Origin of the sequence: Pseudomonas sp. S37 (genome assembly GCF_016658545.1) — a bacterium.
Lineage (GTDB): Bacteria > Pseudomonadota > Gammaproteobacteria > Pseudomonadales > Pseudomonadaceae > Aquipseudomonas.
This window is the reverse complement of the sequence record NZ_JACVZC010000052.1, coordinates 22,099-37,840: the sequence shown is the minus strand read 5'-3', so window position 1 is coordinate 37,840 and position 15,742 is coordinate 22,099. Positions and strand designations below refer to the sequence as shown.

Genomic DNA, 15,742 nt, shown 5'->3' with positions numbered 1-15,742 from the left:
CCCCCCCCCCCCCCCCCCCCCCCCCCCCCCCCCCCCGCTCCTACAAGGGGACGCGCAGGGCATCAGGTCATGGCATTACCGGTGGCACGTACTGCAACGTGGTACCCAACGCCCACAACAACACCAGCACCAATGGCACATGCACCAGCAACTGCACAAACGAGAAGCCGATCAGGTCGCGCGCCTTGAGCCCCAGCACGCCCAGCAGCGGCAGCATGTAGAACGGGTTGATCAGGTTCGGCAAGGCTTCGGCAGCGTTGTAGATCTGCACTGCCCAGCCCAGGTGGTACTGCAGGTCGTTGGCGACCAGCATCACGTAGGGCGCCTCGATGATCCACTTGCCCCCGCCCGACGGGATGAAGAAGCCCAGCACCGCCGAATACACGCCCATCAGCAAGGCATAGGTGTCATGGGTGGCGATCTGGGTGAAGAACAGCGAGATGTGGTGCGCCAAGGTCTGCTCGTCGACGCCCTTCACCTGAGTGAGGATGGCCGCGATCGAACCGTACAGCGGGAACTGGATCAGTACACCCGTGGTGGTCGGTACCGCACGTGCCACCGCGTCAAGGAAGCTGCGCGGGCGCCAGTGCAGCAAGGCTCCGAGCATGATGAACAGCAGGTTGTAGGTGTTCAGCCCGGAGATCGCGGTAATCGCCGGCTTGGTGGCGAATTCCTGGTACAGCCAGCCGGCAGCCAGGGCCACCAGCAGCAGGATCAGGATCGGGCTGTGTTCCAGCCACTCACCAGGGCGGGTGCGCTGCGGCGCTGGCGGTGCAGTGAAGCTGGGGTCGACACCGCAGTCTTCAGCGCTGCGCGCGCTGTTCGGGCCAGGTGCCGTGGCGTAGGCAATCACCAGCGAAACAATCACCAGCGCCGCCAGCATCACGCCGGACTGCCAGAGGAAGATGGTTTCGGTGAACGGGATGACCCCGGTAATCGACAGGATCGACGGCGGCAAGCTGGCCGGGTTGGCCTGCAGCTGCGCTGCCGACGAAGACAGGCCCAATGCCCAGACGGCGCCCAGGCCCAGGTAGGCGGCGGCACCGGCAGCGCGGTAATCCATTTTCAGGTCGGTACGCCGCGCCAGGGCGCGTACCAGCAAGCCACCAAACACCAGCGATAGGCCCCAGTTGAGCAAGGAGGCCAGCATCGAGATAAGCGCCACCCAGCACACGGCCGAACGGCCATTGGCCGGGATGCGCGCCAGGCGGTCGATCAACCGTGCCGCAGGTGGCGAGCTGGCGACCACATAGCCGCCGATGACCACGAAGGCCATCTGCATGGTGAACGGGATCAGGCTCCAGAAGCCATCGCCAAAGGCCTTGGCGGTGTCGGTCGGCTTGGCGCCCATGGCCAGGGCGCCGATGCACACCAGCAGCACCGCCAGTGCGGCGAATACCCACGAGTCGGGGAACCAGCGTTCGGCCCAGTTGGAGCAGCGCAAGGCAAAGCGCGCGGAACGGCTGTCTTGGATTTCAGCGGCCACAGTGGCATTCCTTTTATTGGTTTTATGAGGTGCAACGGTATTACCAGAAAAACAAAAAACCTGTGGGAGCGTGTGGTGTCTTAGAAGGTCATTTCCTTAACATCATCCGGCACGATCAGTTTACCGGCGGTTTTCTCGATGATTTCCTCAACGCTCACACCCGGCGCGGTCTCGCGCAGGATGAACGCGCCGTCTTCGATTTCCAGGTAGGCCAGGTCTGTCAGTACCTTGCGGATGCAGCCGGCACCGGTGAGCGGCAGGCTGCATTGCGCCAGCAGCTTGGACTCGCCGTCCTTGGACGCGTGGGTCATGGTGACGATGATGTTGTCGGCGCCGGCCACCAGGTCCATGGCACCGCCCATGCCCTTGACCAGCTTGCCCGGGATCATCCACGAGGCGATGTTGCCCTGTACGTCCACCTCGAACGCACCCAGCACGGTCAGGTCGACATGGCCGCCACGAATCATCGCGAACGACTGCGCCGAATCGAAGATCGAGGCGCCGCGGCGGGCGGTGACGGTTTGCTTGCCGGCGTTGATCATGTCGGCATCAAGGGTGCTTTCGGTGGGGAATTCGCCCATGCCGAGCAGGCCGTTTTCCGATTGCAGCATTACATCCATGTCGGCGGGTACGTAGTTGGCCACCAGGGTCGGAATGCCGATGCCCAGGTTGACGTAGTAGCCGTCCTTCAGTTCACGGGCGACGCGTTGTGCCATCTGTTCGCGGGTCAGTGCCATGGTCAGGATCTCTTTGTTGTTCTGGTGGATGGCGCTCAGGCCTTGACGGTGCGCTTTTCGATACGCTTTTCAAAGGTGCCGACGATGACGCGGTCCACATAGATGCCCGGGGTGTGGATTTCGCTGGGCAGCAGCACGCCGGGCTCGACGATCTCCTCCACTTCAACCACGGTGATCTTGCCGGCAGTGGCCGCCAGCGGGTTGAAGTTTTGCGCGGTGTTGCGGTACACCACGTTGCCGTAGTGGTCGGCCTTCCAGCCCTTGACGATGGCAAAGTCACCGGTGATGGATTCTTCGAGGATGTACTTGCGGCCCTTGAACTCGCGCACTTCCTTGCCCTCGGCAACCGGGGTGCCGTAACCGGTGGCGGTGAAGAAGGCCGGGATGCCGGCACCGCCCGCGCGCATTTTTTCGGCCAGGGTACCTTGCGGGGTCAGTTCCACCTCCAGCTCGCCACTGAGCAGTTGGCGTTCGAACTCGGCGTTTTCGCCCACGTAGGAGGCAATCATCTTGCGGATCTGCCGGTCTTCCAGCAGTACGCCCAGGCCGAAGCCGTCGACACCGCAGTTGTTGGAGACCACGGTCAAACCCTTGACGCCACGGCGCTTGATTTCGCTGATGAGGTTTTCCGGGATGCCGCACAGGCCGAAGCCGCCGGCCAGTACCGTCATGTTGTCGGTCAGGCCTTCGAGGGCCTGTTCATAGGTTGCAACGCGCTTGTCCAGTCCGGCCATGCTGATCCGCCTTTTGTAGTTGTTGAACCGACGAGGCTGTCGGTGAGCGTGTGTAGACATCTTCACCGCAAGCGACTGATTTGTTAATTTTGTTTTCATCATCGATTGATAACTTTTACAAAACAAACGATAGGCCCGACATGAACGTCAAGCAACTGCGCGCCTTTGTCGCCGTGGCCAAGTACCAGAGCTTCGCCCAGGCGGGCGAGCACCTGCATGTTTCTCAACCGGCCCTGAGCCTGACCATCAAGGCGCTGGAGGAGAATCTCGGCGGTGCCCTGCTCAGCCGCACCACCCGCAGCGTCAGCCTGACTGCCGAAGGCGAAGTGTTGCTGCCACTGGCGCGGCGCCTGCTGGCCGACTGGGACGACACCGAAGAAATGCTGCGCCAGCGCTTCACCTTGCAATTGGGGCGGGTTTCGGTGGCGGCCATGCCGGCGTTTGCCGGTAACCTGCTGCCGCATTCGCTCAAGGTGTTTCGCCAACGCTACCCCAAGGTCAACGTCACCGTGCATGATGTGATCAACGAACAGGTACAGGAACTGGTGCGCCATCGCCGCGTCGAACTGGGCATCGGCTTTGAGCCGGACAACATCGACGGCCTGGACTTTCGGCCACTGTACATGGACCGTTTCGTCGCGGTGGTACCCGCCGATTCGCCCTTGGCGCTGCTGCCGCAGGTCAGCTGGGCGCAGCTGATGGCCGAAGATTTCGTCGCCCTGCAACGCCCCTCGGCAGTGCGCCTGCTGATGGAGCAGAATGTGGCCGCCCACCACGGCAAGCTGACCGTGGCGTTCGAGAGCCACCAGCTGGCAACCATTGGCCGCATGGTCGCCAGCGGCCTGGGGGTCAGTGCCGTACCGGCGTTGTGCATCAACCAGATGCAGGAACTGGGAGCCCGCTGCGTGACCCTGGTCGAGCCCACCGTCGAGCGGCGCATTGGCGTGATTGCCCTCAGCGAACACAAGCTTTCCACTGCAGCGCAAGCGCTGCTTGAGGTTCTGCTTTCCAACACCCGGATCCCGGAGGTGACATGCGTTACGTAAAACTGGCAGGCTCGAACGTTCCGGCCATCGGCCAGGGCACCTGGTACATGGGCGAAGACCCTGGTTGCAAGGCGGCAGAAGTGGCGGCCCTGCAACAGGGCATCGAGCTGGGCCTGAGCCTGATCGACACTGCCGAAATGTACGCAGAAGGCGGTGCGGAAGAAGTTGTTGGCCAGGCCATTGCCGGGCGCCGCGACCAGGTGTTCCTGGTCAGCAAGGTCTACCCGCACAATGCCAGCCAGCGCGGCATGGCGGCGGCCTGCGAACGCAGCCTGGCGCGGCTGGGCACTGACTGCATCGACCTGTACCTGCTGCACTGGCGTGGCCAGCACCCGCTGGAAGAAACCGTCGAAGCGTTCGAGCGCTTGCGCGAGCAAGGCAAGATCAAGCGTTGGGGGGTGTCCAATTTTGACGTCGACGACCTGCGCGAACTGCACAACCCGGACTGTGCCACCAACCAGGTGCTGTACAACCCGACCCAGCGCGGCATCGAGTTCGACCTGCTGCCGTGGTGCGAACAGCGTGCGCTGCCAACCATGGCCTACTGCCCGCTGGCCCAGGCCGGGCGCTTGCTGCAGCACCCGGTGCTGACACAAATCGCCGAACGCCATGGCGCCACACCGGCCCAGGTCTGCCTGGCCTGGGTGACCCGCGATGACGGGGTTATTGCCATTCCCAAAGCCGTGGCACCTGAGCATGTGCGGCTGAATGCGGCAGCGGGCGTGCTGACCTTGAACAAAGAGGACCTGCGCGCGATCGACCGGGCGTTTCCGGCGCCGACGCGCAAGCAGCGGTTGGCGATGGTCTAGCGACTGGCGCGGTTTTCTTCTTGCTGACTTGAATCAGGAGCTACCAAATATCCTGTGGGAGCGGGTTCACCCGCGAAGAAGGCAACGCGGTGGATGGCACGGGCGTTGCCCGTGTTCGCGGGTGAACCCGCTCCCACAAGGGCATAGTTGGCATCTGATTAGTGGAAATCCCGGCTACGCACATCCAGCCCCTGCAACAGCGGGCTCACATCTTCCAACCGCCGCGCAATCAGGTGCCGCACGCCATTCTCCTGCTCCAGCCGCCCACTGACCTTGAGCAGCTGCGAACCCACCAGCGCCCGCCTTTGCCGCTCGGCAAGCTCGCGCCACACCACCACGTTGAGCATGCCGTGTTCGTCCTCCAGGGTCACGAAGGTCACCCCACTGGCGGTCTGTGGCCGCTGCCGCCCCACCACCAGCCCGGCCACGGCAATGCTGTCGCCATGCTCCACACCGTGCAACTCGGCTGAGCTGCGGCAACCCAGCGCCCGCAGGCGCGAGCGCAACAAGGCCAACGGGTGCGGCCCCAGGGTGGTGCCCAAGGTCTGGTAATCAGCCACCAGGTCCTCACCCACGGTCGGCACCGGCAATGCCACCGCCACTTCAGGCAAGGTTTGCACCTCGGCAAACAGAGGCAGTTGCGCCTGCACCGCCGCCACCTGCCAGCGGGCCTGGTGCCGATTGCTGGCCAGGGCGCGCAGCGCGCCAGCATCTGCCAGGCAGGCGCGGGCGCGGGTGTCGAGCCCGGTGCGCAGGCACAGGTCTTCGACGTCGCGCCACGGCCGCTGCGCCCTCGCCTGCTCCAGGCGCCGGGCATCGGCTTCGGCCAGGCCGCGTACCAGGCGCAAGCCCATGCGAATGGCCAAGGCACCCTGCGCATCAGGCGCGAGGGTGCAGTCCCATTCGCTGTGGCAGACATCTACCGGCTGTACTTCGATGCCTTGGCGGCGTGCCTCCTGCAGCAACTGGTCCGGGCTGTAGAAACCCATGGGCCAGCTGTTGACCAGCGCGCAGGTGAAGACCGCCGGTTCATGGCACTTTAACCAACTGCTGGCATAACACAGCAAGGCGAAGCTGGCAGCGTGCGACTCCGGGAAGCCATAACTGCCAAAGCCCTTGATCTGCTCGAAGATGCGCTCGGCAAACGCCAGCTCGTAGCCATTGCGCAACATGCCCTGCACCAGCCGCTCGCGGTGCGGTTCCAGGCCACCGTGGCGCTTCCAGGCGGCCATGCTGCGGCGCAGTTGGTCGGCCTCGCCGGGGCTGTAGTCGGCCGCGACCATGGCCAGCTCCATGACCTGCTCCTGGAACAGCGGCACACCCAAGGTGCGCTCGAACACCTCCTGCAGTTGCGGCGACGGGTAGGTAACCGGCTCCTGCTTCAGGCGCCTGCGCAGGTAAGGGTGGACCATGTCGCCCTGGATCGGCCCGGGGCGAACGATGGCCACTTCGATCACCAGGTCGTAGAACGTGTTGGGCCGCAGCCGGGGCAACATGGCCATTTGCGCACGCGACTCGATCTGGAATACGCCCATGGTCTCGGCGCGGCTGATCATCGCGTAGGTGGCCGGGTCTTCACTGGGGATGGTCGCCAGGGTCAGCTGCCGGCCACGGTGGCGCTGCAACAGGTCGAAGCAACGGCGCAAGGCGCTGAGCATGCCCAGCGCCAGCACGTCGACCTTGAGCAGGCCGACCATGTCCAGGTCGTCCTTGTCCCACTGGATCACGGTGCGCTCGGCCATGGCGGCATTCTCCACCGGCACCAACTGGTCGAGCGGTTGCTGCGAGATGACGAAACCACCCGGGTGCTGCGACAGGTGCCGGGGGAAACCGATGAGTTCCCCGGCCAGTACCAGCACCCGCCGCAGCGACGGGCTGCCCGCCTCGAAACCGGCTTCGGCCAGGCGCTGGTCATCAGGAATGCGGTCGCTCCAGCGGCCACAGCATTTGGCCAGGGCATCTACCTGGTCAATCGGCAAACCCAGCACCCGCGCCACATCGCGCACCGCGCCGGCAGCATGGTAGGTGTTGACCACTGCAGTGAGCGCCGCACGGTGCCGACCATAGCGGCGGAATACATACTGGATCACTTCTTCGCGCCGGTCGTGCTCGAAGTCCACGTCGATATCGGGCGGCTCGTTGCGCTCCCGTGAGAGGAAACGCTCGAACAGCAAGCGGTGTTCCATGGGGTCGAGCTCGGTGATGCCCAGCACGAAACACACCACCGAGTTGGCCGCCGAGCCACGGCCCTGGCACAGAATGCGCTGGCTGCGGGCGAAGGCGACAATGTCGTGCACGGTCAGGAAGTAGCTTTCGTAACCCAGCTCTTCGATCAGCGCCAGCTCCTTGGCCAGCACTTCCCGTACCTTGTCACTCGGCCCGCCCGGCCAACGCAATGGCAAACCCTGCTCGCACAGGTCACGTAGCCAGCTTGCCGGGGTATGGCCCTCGGGTACCAGTTCGCGTGGGTATTGGTAGTTCAGTTCGCTCAGATCAAACTGGCAGCGCTCGGCAATGGCCAGCGTCTCGGCCAGCAGGTCTGGCGGATAAAGCTCGGCCAGCTGCGCCTGGCTGCGCAGGTGGCGCTCGCCATTGGCAAACAGAAAGCGCCCGGCTGCGGTCACCTGGCAATGCTGGCGGATGGCGGTCATGCAGTCCTGCAAGGCTCGCCGGCCACGCACGTGCATGTGCACATCGCCACAGGCCACGGCGCGGATGCCCAGGCCCACTGCCAACGCTTGCAGGCGGTGCAGGCGCTGGGCATCGTCACTGCCCCGGTGCAGGTGCACGGCCAGCCACAGGCGTTCAACGAACACACTGCGCAACCACTCGCCGGTGGCTGTATCGCTGCTGTCTTCTGCCACCCACAAGGCCAGCAAGCCTTGATGGTGCAGCTGCAGGTCATCACGAAACAGCTGGTAGTCACCCTTTTCTGCCCGCCGCCGGGCACGGGTGATCAGTGCGCAGAGGTTCTGGTAGCCGGTCAGGTTCTCAACCAACAGCACCAGCTTGGGGCCGTCGTGCAACTGCACCTCGCTGCCCACGATGAGCCGCAGCTGATGCTGCCTGGCAGCCTGCCACGCGCGCACGATTCCGGCCAAGGTGCATTCGTCAGTGATCGCCAAGGCCTGATAGCCCTGCTCATGCGCACGCCGGAACAGCTCGTCGGCGCTCGATGCGCCACGCTGGAAGCTGAAGTTGGACAGGCAATGCAGCTCGGCATAACCCGGGCCGTTCATGCAAACCAGCCTTGCAGCCACAGCGGGCCGGGCTGGCTCAGGTCGCGGTAGGCCCAGCCACGCAGGCCGTCTCGGGTTTGAATATGGTAGTAGTCGCGGCGTACATCACCGCCATCCCACCAGCCCGACTCGATGCGTTCGGCCTGGGTTTGCACATGGTAGGCGCTGTCCTCCAGCGCCACCGGGGCCGGCAGCAGCCAGCCGGGGCGGCTGCCCGGGGCAACCGGCAGGCTGCCCTGGGCGCCCTGCTCGGCCAACTGCCAGGCGCATTCGGGGCGGTGATCGGCTGCCGCGCTCAGCCCCTTCACGGCTTCATCACCCAGGCGCGCACGCAGCCGCTCGCGCAATTGCGCCCAGGGTTGCGCCTGTTGCGCGCGCGGGTCGAACAACGCCTGGTGCTGCGGCACGAAGGCTGGCAGGTCTTCGGCAACCAACCGCAGGTTGCGTACCGGAGCGCGAATGCGTAGCGGCTCCAGCCGCCCACGGGCCAGCTCGAACAGCATTGCGGCATCGCGTTCAGCCGCCAGCAGGCCTACCTGCAGCAGAGTGTCTGGCCCTTCGACGTGCTCCAGGTGAAGGCAGAAACGCTGCACGCCACAATCGCGCCCGGCCAGGAAGGCCGCCAGGTCGTTGAGCATGCGCCGCAGCGGGAACAGCAGTGCCTGGTGCGACTCGACGTCAAAGTTAAGTTCCAGCCGGGTCTCGAAGCGGTCCGGTGGCTGGTAAAAGTCCAGCCCCAGGTTGCGCAGGCCAAGCAACTGGTCCAGGTGCAACTGCACCTGCAAGGGAAAGCGCCTGGCCAGGGTATCGCGTGGCAAGGCCAGCACCTGGCCCAGTTGGCGCAGGCCCATGCGGGCAAAGGCTTCTGCGGCGTCTGCGGGCAGCCCGACACGGCTGATGGGCATACCCAGCAGCGCAGCACGGGTGGCATCGGCGTCGCTCACGGCCAGGCCATCATGGGCATTGGCGAGCATGCGTGCCGCCACCGGGTTACTGGCCAGGACGATGCGTTGACGCAGGCCCAGTTCCGCCAGCTCCTGGCGCAAGCGTGCCTCGAACAACGGCCATGGGCCGAACAATTGCAGGCTCGAACCCACTTCCAGCAGCAGCGCCCGTGGGTAATGCAGGCTGACCTGGGCACTGAAGCGGTAGGCCCAGGCTGCCAATAATTGCTGCACCTGGTCGATGCGCTTGGCGTCTGCTTCGACGCAGGTAAAGCCATCCGCCAGCGCACGCGCTGCGGTCAGCGTCTGCCCGGCACGCAGGCCAAGTGCCGCTGCGGCCGGGTTGACGGCTTGCAACACGCGCCGCTGGGTTGGCCCGCCAATCAGTGCCAGGGGGGTATCGGGGTCGTCGCGTTCACGCAGGACGGTGTCCAGCGCCAGCTGCGGCAGCAGAATGCAGGCCCAGAGCATGGCGCATCAGCCCCGCCCCGGGCAGGCGATGGGCAACGCCGGCGGCATGCCGCCGCGGCTTTTCAGCACGCGCCATTGTGCCGGGCGAGTATCCACGGCGATGCGCAGTGCTGCCGGTGAAGGGTTGTGCGCCGCCTGCTGCGGCCGGCAGGCAAAGGCCAGCGCCTGGCCGGTTTCGGCGGCCACCTGCAAGCGCCGCAGGGCGCGGTCATCGGCACGCTCCGGCCAGCACAGCACCGCCGCGCAACTGCCTGAGCGCAGGCACTGTTCGGCGGCCCACAGGGCATCGGCAGGTTCGGCGTCTACCTGTACCAGCCAGCGTAAGTCCACCCCTGCGGCCTGCCAGGCTGGTGCATACGGAATGAACGGCGGCGCCACCAGGACGATGCGGGTGGCTTCAACGCTCAGCCGCGCCAGGGTTGGCCACAGCAACTGCAATTCGCCGCAGCCAGGGCTGGCCAGCAACAGTTCGCTCAGTGCTGCCGCCGGCCAACCGCCTTCCGGTAAGCGCTCGTCGAGGGCCGCATGGCCGGTCGGCTGCAAACCGAGTGGCCGCGCCTGGGCCTGCCGGCCACGCCATACCCGGCGCTGGTCGAGCAGCCGGTCAAGGTCGACCACCGCGCCCATCAGTCGCGCCTCAGCAGGCCACAGAACACGCCTTCGATGAAAAACTCCTGCCCTGGCTGCACATCGATGGGCGCATAGGCCGGGTTGCGCGGCAACAGCCGGTATTGTTTGCCCTGACGTTGCAGGCGCTTGATGGTGACTTCACCGTCCAGGCGCGCCACCACGATCTGCCCGTCGCGGGCGTCGGCCTGCTGCAGGATGCCGACCAGGTCACCGTCGAAGATGCCGTCGTCGATCATCGAATCGCCACGCACCTTAAGCAGGTAATCGGGGGTACGGCGGAACAGGCTGGGGTCAAGCAGCAACTGCTCGTGAATGTCGAGGTCCGGACCGATGGGGGCACCTGCCGCCACTTGGCCCAGCACTGGCACTTCGAGGATTTCCGGGCGGCGCAGCGGCTCGGCCAGGCGAATGCCCCGCGCCTGGTTGGGCGTGACATCGATATAGCCGGCCTGGCACAGGGCGGTAATGTGCTTGCGCGCGACGCTGCGCGAGGCGAAACCGAAGCGCGTGGCGATGTCGGCCAGGCTCGGTGGCTGGCCATGGTCGGCAATACGCTCGCGGATGAACTCGAAAATCGCGCGGCGTTTGGGGGTAAGGTTGTCCATGGAGCACATTTGTACTCTCTTTGGCACACGCTGAACAGCCCCCTTTGTCGTCGGCTTTGGTTATGATCCCCTGGCTTGTGTTTTCTTGATCTGGATATCCCATGCTGACCGCCCTGCTGTTCGACCTAGACGGAACCCTTACCGACACAGATACCCTGCACCTGCAGGCCTTTCGCCAACTGCTGCGTGATCACGACGGCCGCGAGCTGAGCCAGGCGCAATTCGACGCCCAGGTCAGTGGCCGCGCCAATGGCGAGCTGTTCGCCGAACTGTTTGCCGGTGCCAGTACCGAACAGTGCCAGGTGCTGGCTGATCGCAAGGAAGCCTTGTTCCGTGAAATGTCGCCGTCGCTGAAGCCCATGCCGGGCCTGTTGCGCCTGCTGGAGCATGCCCGGGAGCGTGATATCGGCATGTGCGTGGTCACCAACGCACCGCGGCTGAACGCCGAGCACATGCTCAACGCCATGGGCCTTGGCCAGCAGTTCGAGCATGTGCTGGTGGCCGAAGAACTGGCGCGACCCAAGCCGGATCCGCTGCCCTACCTCACCGGGCTGCAGCGGCTGGGCGCCGAGGCCGGGCAGGCGCTGGCGTTCGAGGATTCATTGCCGGGGGTGGCGGCGGCCAGTGGTGCGGGGATCTTCACCGTGGGCGTGGCTACCACGCAGACACCGGAGCGGTTGCTGGCCGCGGGGGCGCAGCTGGTGATAAATGACTTCAACGACCCTGCGCTATGGGCGTTGATCGAGTCCATGCAATGACTTGACGCGGTCGCTGTAAGGAGCGGCCTTGTGTCGCGATGGGCCGCAACGCGGCCCCAGGATGTCCGCATTGATGCAAACATTGTTGGGGCCGCGTTGCGGCCCATCGCGACACAAGGCCGCTCCTACAGGCAAGCGTCATAAGGTTTCAGGCTATCTAAACATGCTGATCGACGAAGAACTGACCCTCAAAAAGCTGGAAACCTTCCTCGCCTTCATGCGCACCGGCAACCTCGGCCGCGCTGCCGCCGAACTGTCCACCAGCGCAGTCAGCGTGCACCGCGCCATTCACTCACTGGAAAGCGCCCTGCGCTGCCCGCTGTTCAAGCACGAAGGCCGCCAGCTGATTCCGCTGGAAAGCGCCTACGTACTGGAAAAGAAAGCCCGCCAGTTGATCCAGGACGCTGAACAGATGGTGCGCCAGACCCGCGAAGCCGCCGGCTTCTATGCCGAGCGTTTCCGCCTGGGCGCGCTCTACTCGCTGACGGTGAAAACCGTGCCCAAGCTGGTCATGGGCCTGAAGCTGCGCCGCAGCGAACTGAACATCGACCTGACCCTTGGCTCCAACGTCGACCTGCTGCAGCGCCTGAAAAACCACGAACTGGAGGCCGTTCTCGTCTCCCTCGACGAAAGCGTCAGCGACCCGGCCTGCGAACAGCTGCCGCTGTTCTCCGATGACATTTTCCTCGCCGTGCCCACCGACTCACCCTTCGCCGAACAGGCCGAGGTGGACCTGGCCGACCTCGCCGACTCCACCTTCATCACCCTGACCCAGGGCTTCGCCACCCACCGCGATGGTGCCCGGGTGTTCCAGCAGGCCGGCTTCGAGCCGAAGGTGGCCATGCAGGTGAACGATATCTTCACCCTGCTGAGCATGGTCAGTTCGGGGGTGGGCTTTGCCCTGCTGCCCGGGCGCATCGCCGCGGTGTACGAGAACCGCGTCAGGTTGATTGCCTTGAAGCCGCAATACCGCCTGCAGCAGCACATTGGTGTGGTGTTCCTGAAGGCGCGGGAGCGCGAGCCCAACTTGCTGGCGCTACTGGCTGAGTGCCGCATGTACAGCCGCGACAATTGAGCCCGCACCGGCATCGGCGCAGGCTCGCCTCCCCTTAGAGGTCGTACCGTAACGCAAGGCCCACGGTACGCGGCGCACCCACATCCAGAATGTCGCCGCTGCGGTTGTTGGTGATGTACTCCTTGTCGAAGGCGTTCTTCACAAAACCGGACACGGCGATATTGCGGGTGAGCTTGTACTCGGTGTTGAAGTTGGCCAGCCAGTAATTGTCACTACGGCGCTCGTCTGTGACCTGCCCGGCGTCATCGAACTCATATTCCGAGGGCGAAGTGCTCTGGTAGATAAGGTCGGTGTTAAGGGTCAGGCGCTCGTTCCAGCGGTAGGTCGCGCCCAACGACATCTTGTACTTGGGCGAATAGAGGAAGTCTTCGCCACTCATGTCACGGCCATCGCCGGTGACAAAGTCCTTGTACTTGCCGTCGGTAACCGAAGCAGCGGCGTTGAGGGTCAGTTGTTCGCCGAAGTCTTTCTCCACCGACACTTCCAGGCCCTTGATATCGCTGCTGCCGGCGTTGAATACATGGACGAACTCGGTCCTCGGGTCCAGCACGCTGACCTGCTGGTCCTTCCAGTCGGTGTAGTACAGGTTGGCCCGGGTGCGCAGCGTATCGTCGTAGAACGAGCCGCGGTAGGACAACTCGTAGTTGGTGGTGTATTCCGGGTCATAGGCTTCGTGCCCGCCACCGGCGCGCATGTTCACGCCGCCGCCGCGATAACCTTTCTGCACCATGAAGCCCAGGTACTGCCCCTCGGCAAACTGGTAATCGAGGCCAAGCTTGGGCAGTACGGCATTGAACGACTTGCTGACCTTGCCGGGGCTGGAGAAGTCGTCCTGGTCGATGTCGGTATCGTTGGTTTCGTGGTCGTAGCGCAGGCCGGTGATCAGCGTCCAGCGCGGGGCGAACGTCCAGTTTATTTCACCGAACAGCGCCTGGTTTTCAATCGTGGTGTCGCCTTTGGCGGTACCAAACAGGCGCTCGTTGAACAGCAGGCGGTCATGGAAATCGTTGGTGTTGTGGCCGTAGTAGGCACCGACGAAGCTCTTTATGGTGTCACCGTTGTAATTCAGGCGCAGCTCCTGGCTGAACAAATTGCCCTCCTGCTGGCGCAATACGACCTGGTTGGCATCAGCCGACTGGTCGAAGTCCAGGCGGGCGTCGTAGTCCGAGCTGGTGTTGGCCGTCAGGCTGGTCAGCGACCAATAGTCGTCAAGGCGGTAGTCGACCTTGGCGCTGACGGTGTCCTGCTCCAGCTTGTCGAAAGCCTTGGTGTTGGAGGTCATCTTGTAATAGCGGACCTTGCCGTTCTCGCGCATTACCGTGTTATCGCCCTTGCGGCTTTCACCGTGGGCATAGGTCAGCAGGATATCGAGGTCGTCGCTGGGCAGGATCAACAGCTTGCCACGGGCGTTGGCAGTACGGGTGGGGTTGGCGTCGTCGTGCAAAGTGGTGTTGTCGATGTAGCCATCGCCTTCCTGGTAGTCCACGGCAATGCGGCCGGCGATCTTGTTGTCGACCAGTGCCCCGCCACCGGCCACTGCGGCACCACGCTCGCCATAGTTGCCCATGTTGGTCTGGGCAGAAAAGCTTGGGTCAAAGGTTGGGTTGCGGGTCTGGATCACCACCGCGCCAGCCAGCGAGTTACGCCCCTGGGTGGTGGACTGCGGGCCGAGGAAGACCTCGACCTGCTCGGTGTCCCATAGCTGCATGGGGCTCAAGGTAAGGGCGCGGTTGGGCTGTACGGCGCCGTCGACGAACACCGACACTGCGCCGTTGAGGGTGGCCGGGCCCTGGTCATCGAAACCGGATACCGGTACAAGGTAATGGGAAGTAAATACTATTGATAATGTATCGCATTTGTGACAGTCGAAGCCCTGTTCGCATGCCATCCTTGCAGCAGCACCGCCAGCGCCGCCAGCCCGGCAGGGATCAACAACGACGCAAACACCTGTGCAAAGCTCCAGCCCAGCGCCAGCATTTGCGCCCCGGCAAAGGCACTGAGCACGGCGCCGATACGCCCGATGCCACTCATCCAGCTGGCCCCGGTTGCCCGTGCCTCAGTCGGGTAGAACGCCGCCGCCAATGCGTTCATGCCTACGCTCGCCCCATTCAGGCCAAAACCCACGGCACAGGCGATGGCGCACAACCAGGCGAAATCCCCGGCCACCTGGCCGATGGTGAAGATGACCGCGCCGCTGAACAGAAAGGTCAACATCAGCACGCGCTGCGGGTTGCAACGGTCCATGGCCCAGCCTACTGAAATCGCCCCTACCGGCCCGCCGATCTGGAAACAGGCAGTGACAATGGCCGCCTGCGACACCGAGAACCCGCCGCCCTCCTTCACCAGTGTCGGCAGCCAGCCGCTGAACAGGTACACCAGGAACAGCGCCAGCACATAGCCGGCCCAGAGCATGCAGGTACCAAAGCGGTAGCGCGGCGAGAGGATGGTGGCGATCGCACCTGTCGATGCCTGGGTTTTGCCGGGGACCACAAAGGTTGTGTCGGCGTTGACCTGCTCAGGGGCCAGATGGCGGACAATGGCCAGGATGCGCTGGCGGTTCGCTCCTTTGCTGACCAGGAAGGTCACTGATTCCGGCAGGCGCCAGTACAGCAGCGGCAAGACCAGCAGCGGCAACACCCCGCCCAGCGCCAGCACACTGCGCCAGCCCAGGTTGGGGATCATCCAGGCGCTGACGAAACCACCCAGCGCCGCCCCGAGTGAGAACCCGCAAAAGGCCAGGGTGATCAGCAGCGAGCGGCTGCGCGCCGGGGCATATTCGCTGACCAGCGTGCTGGCATTGGGCATGGCCGCGCCCAGGCCCAGCCCGGTGAGAAAGCGCAACGCGACCAGGGTTTCCAGGTCAGGGGAAAAGGCCGAGGCCAGGGTAAAGATGCCGAACAGCAGTACGCTGCACAGCAACACCGCCTTGCGCCCATAGCGGTCAGCCAGGGGGCCGGCGATCAGCGCGCCGAGGGCCAGGCCGATCAGCGCAGCGCTCAGCACCGGCCCCAGGCTTTGCGCACCCAGGTGCCAGTCGCTTTTCAGTTGTGGGGCAATGAATCCGATGATGGCGACGTCCAGGCCGTCGAGGGCAATGATCAGGAAGCCAAGGAACACCACCCATTTCTGGTAGCGGCCGATGGGTTGCTGGTCGATCAGTTGGCGCACGTCGAGCGTGTTGTTCATGGGTATCACCTGTTGTTGTTTT

General features: G+C 64.2%; 13 protein-coding genes. 4 read left to right on the top strand and 9 right to left on the bottom strand.

Features of this window, described 5'->3' with window-relative positions; genetic code table 11:
- Nucleotides 1-67: 67 nt before the first annotated feature.
- The 3 genes from IAE39_RS16770 to IAE39_RS16760 all read right to left on the bottom strand — a co-directional run bounded on the left by IAE39_RS16770 (nucleotide 68) and on the right by IAE39_RS16760 (nucleotide 2,957).
- Nucleotides 68-1,486: a short-chain fatty acid transporter gene (locus tag IAE39_RS16770; RefSeq protein ID WP_110745304.1), complete on the bottom strand. Its 1,419-nt coding sequence runs from the start codon at nucleotides 1,484-1,486 to the stop codon at nucleotides 68-70.
- 80 nt (nucleotides 1,487-1,566) lie between these two features.
- Nucleotides 1,567-2,223 (bottom strand): CoA transferase subunit B, encoded by a 657-nt coding sequence (locus tag IAE39_RS16765; protein WP_201204503.1) that lies wholly within the window; start codon nucleotides 2,221-2,223, stop codon nucleotides 1,567-1,569.
- Between the two features lie 35 nt (nucleotides 2,224-2,258).
- A complete protein-coding gene (locus tag IAE39_RS16760) occupies nucleotides 2,259-2,957 on the bottom strand; it encodes a CoA transferase subunit A (protein ID WP_201204501.1) in 699 nt (232 codons plus the stop codon).
- Nucleotides 2,958-3,097: 140 nt separating this feature from the next.
- On the opposite strand from IAE39_RS16760, the gene IAE39_RS16755 reads away from it, so the two are divergent.
- Together IAE39_RS16755 and IAE39_RS16750 are read left to right on the top strand one after the other, a co-directional pair.
- Nucleotides 3,098-4,003, top strand: coding sequence for a LysR family transcriptional regulator (locus tag IAE39_RS16755; RefSeq protein ID WP_201204499.1), 906 nt, complete (start codon nucleotides 3,098-3,100; stop codon nucleotides 4,001-4,003).
- A complete protein-coding gene (locus tag IAE39_RS16750; protein WP_201204497.1) occupies nucleotides 3,991-4,812 on the top strand; it encodes an aldo/keto reductase in 822 nt (273 codons plus the stop codon). The genes IAE39_RS16755 and IAE39_RS16750 overlap by 13 nt, the downstream gene beginning before the upstream one ends.
- 158 nt (nucleotides 4,813-4,970) lie before the next feature.
- On the opposite strand, the gene IAE39_RS16745 is transcribed toward IAE39_RS16750, so the two are convergent.
- Genes IAE39_RS16745 through lexA form a run of 4 tightly spaced genes read right to left on the bottom strand, consistent with a single transcriptional unit; the run spans nucleotide 4,971 to nucleotide 10,710 of the window.
- Nucleotides 4,971-8,051, bottom strand: coding sequence for an error-prone DNA polymerase (locus IAE39_RS16745; RefSeq protein WP_201204495.1), 3,081 nt, complete (start codon nucleotides 8,049-8,051; stop codon nucleotides 4,971-4,973).
- Nucleotides 8,048-9,466 (bottom strand): Y-family DNA polymerase, encoded by a 1,419-nt coding sequence (locus tag IAE39_RS16740; protein ID WP_201204493.1) that lies wholly within the window; start codon nucleotides 9,464-9,466, stop codon nucleotides 8,048-8,050. The genes IAE39_RS16745 and IAE39_RS16740 overlap by 4 nt, the downstream gene beginning before the upstream one ends.
- A 6-nt stretch (nucleotides 9,467-9,472) precedes the next feature.
- The gene (gene imuA, locus IAE39_RS16735) at nucleotides 9,473-10,093 is read right to left on the bottom strand and encodes a translesion DNA synthesis-associated protein ImuA (RefSeq protein ID WP_201204491.1); all 621 of its coding nucleotides are present in this window, start codon (nucleotides 10,091-10,093) and stop codon (nucleotides 9,473-9,475) included.
- Nucleotides 10,093-10,710, bottom strand: a complete 618-nt coding sequence (gene lexA, locus IAE39_RS16730) for a transcriptional repressor LexA (RefSeq protein WP_201204484.1) — start codon at nucleotides 10,708-10,710, stop codon at nucleotides 10,093-10,095. The genes imuA and lexA overlap by 1 nt, the downstream gene beginning before the upstream one ends.
- Nucleotides 10,711-10,802: 92 nt before the next feature.
- On the opposite strand from lexA, the gene IAE39_RS16725 reads away from it, so the two are divergent.
- The gene (locus IAE39_RS16725; protein WP_201204482.1) at nucleotides 10,803-11,459 is read left to right on the top strand and encodes an HAD family hydrolase; all 657 of its coding nucleotides are present in this window, start codon (nucleotides 10,803-10,805) and stop codon (nucleotides 11,457-11,459) included.
- Between the two features lie 163 nt (nucleotides 11,460-11,622).
- Nucleotides 11,623-12,534, top strand: coding sequence for a LysR family transcriptional regulator (locus tag IAE39_RS16720; protein WP_201204480.1), 912 nt, complete (start codon nucleotides 11,623-11,625; stop codon nucleotides 12,532-12,534).
- 34 nt (nucleotides 12,535-12,568) lie between these two features.
- Here IAE39_RS16720 and IAE39_RS16715 read toward each other — a convergent pair whose 3' ends face one another.
- A complete protein-coding gene (locus IAE39_RS16715) occupies nucleotides 12,569-14,293 on the bottom strand; it encodes a TonB-dependent receptor (protein ID WP_328825618.1) in 1,725 nt (574 codons plus the stop codon).
- 77 nt (nucleotides 14,294-14,370) lie between these two features.
- Nucleotides 14,371-15,720, bottom strand: a complete 1,350-nt coding sequence (locus tag IAE39_RS16710) for an MFS transporter (protein ID WP_201204473.1) — start codon at nucleotides 15,718-15,720, stop codon at nucleotides 14,371-14,373.
- Nucleotides 15,721-15,742: the final 22 nt, after the last annotated feature.

Excerpts from the sequence above, each read along its gene's own strand:
- IAE39_RS16765 (WP_201204503.1), bottom strand. The coding sequence starts at position 2,223 with ATGGCACTGACCCGCGAACAGATGGCACAACGCGTCGCCCGTGAACTG.
- IAE39_RS16750 (WP_201204497.1), top strand. The coding sequence starts at position 3,991 with ATGCGTTACGTAAAACTGGCAGGCTCGAACGTTCCGGCCATCGGCCAG.
- IAE39_RS16710 (WP_201204473.1), bottom strand. The coding sequence starts at position 15,720 with ATGAACAACACGCTCGACGTGCGCCAACTGATCGACCAGCAACCCATC.
- lexA (WP_201204484.1), bottom strand. The coding sequence starts at position 10,710 with ATGTGCTCCATGGACAACCTTACCCCCAAACGCCGCGCGATTTTCGAG.
- IAE39_RS16725 (WP_201204482.1), top strand. The coding sequence starts at position 10,803 with ATGCTGACCGCCCTGCTGTTCGACCTAGACGGAACCCTTACCGACACA.
- IAE39_RS16755 (WP_201204499.1), top strand. The coding sequence starts at position 3,098 with ATGAACGTCAAGCAACTGCGCGCCTTTGTCGCCGTGGCCAAGTACCAG.
- IAE39_RS16740 (WP_201204493.1), bottom strand. The coding sequence starts at position 9,466 with ATGCTCTGGGCCTGCATTCTGCTGCCGCAGCTGGCGCTGGACACCGTC.
- IAE39_RS16760 (WP_201204501.1), bottom strand. The coding sequence starts at position 2,957 with ATGGCCGGACTGGACAAGCGCGTTGCAACCTATGAACAGGCCCTCGAA.
- IAE39_RS16720 (WP_201204480.1), top strand. The coding sequence starts at position 11,623 with ATGCTGATCGACGAAGAACTGACCCTCAAAAAGCTGGAAACCTTCCTC.
- IAE39_RS16745 (WP_201204495.1), bottom strand. The coding sequence starts at position 8,051 with ATGAACGGCCCGGGTTATGCCGAGCTGCATTGCCTGTCCAACTTCAGC.
- imuA (WP_201204491.1), bottom strand. The coding sequence starts at position 10,093 with ATGGGCGCGGTGGTCGACCTTGACCGGCTGCTCGACCAGCGCCGGGTA.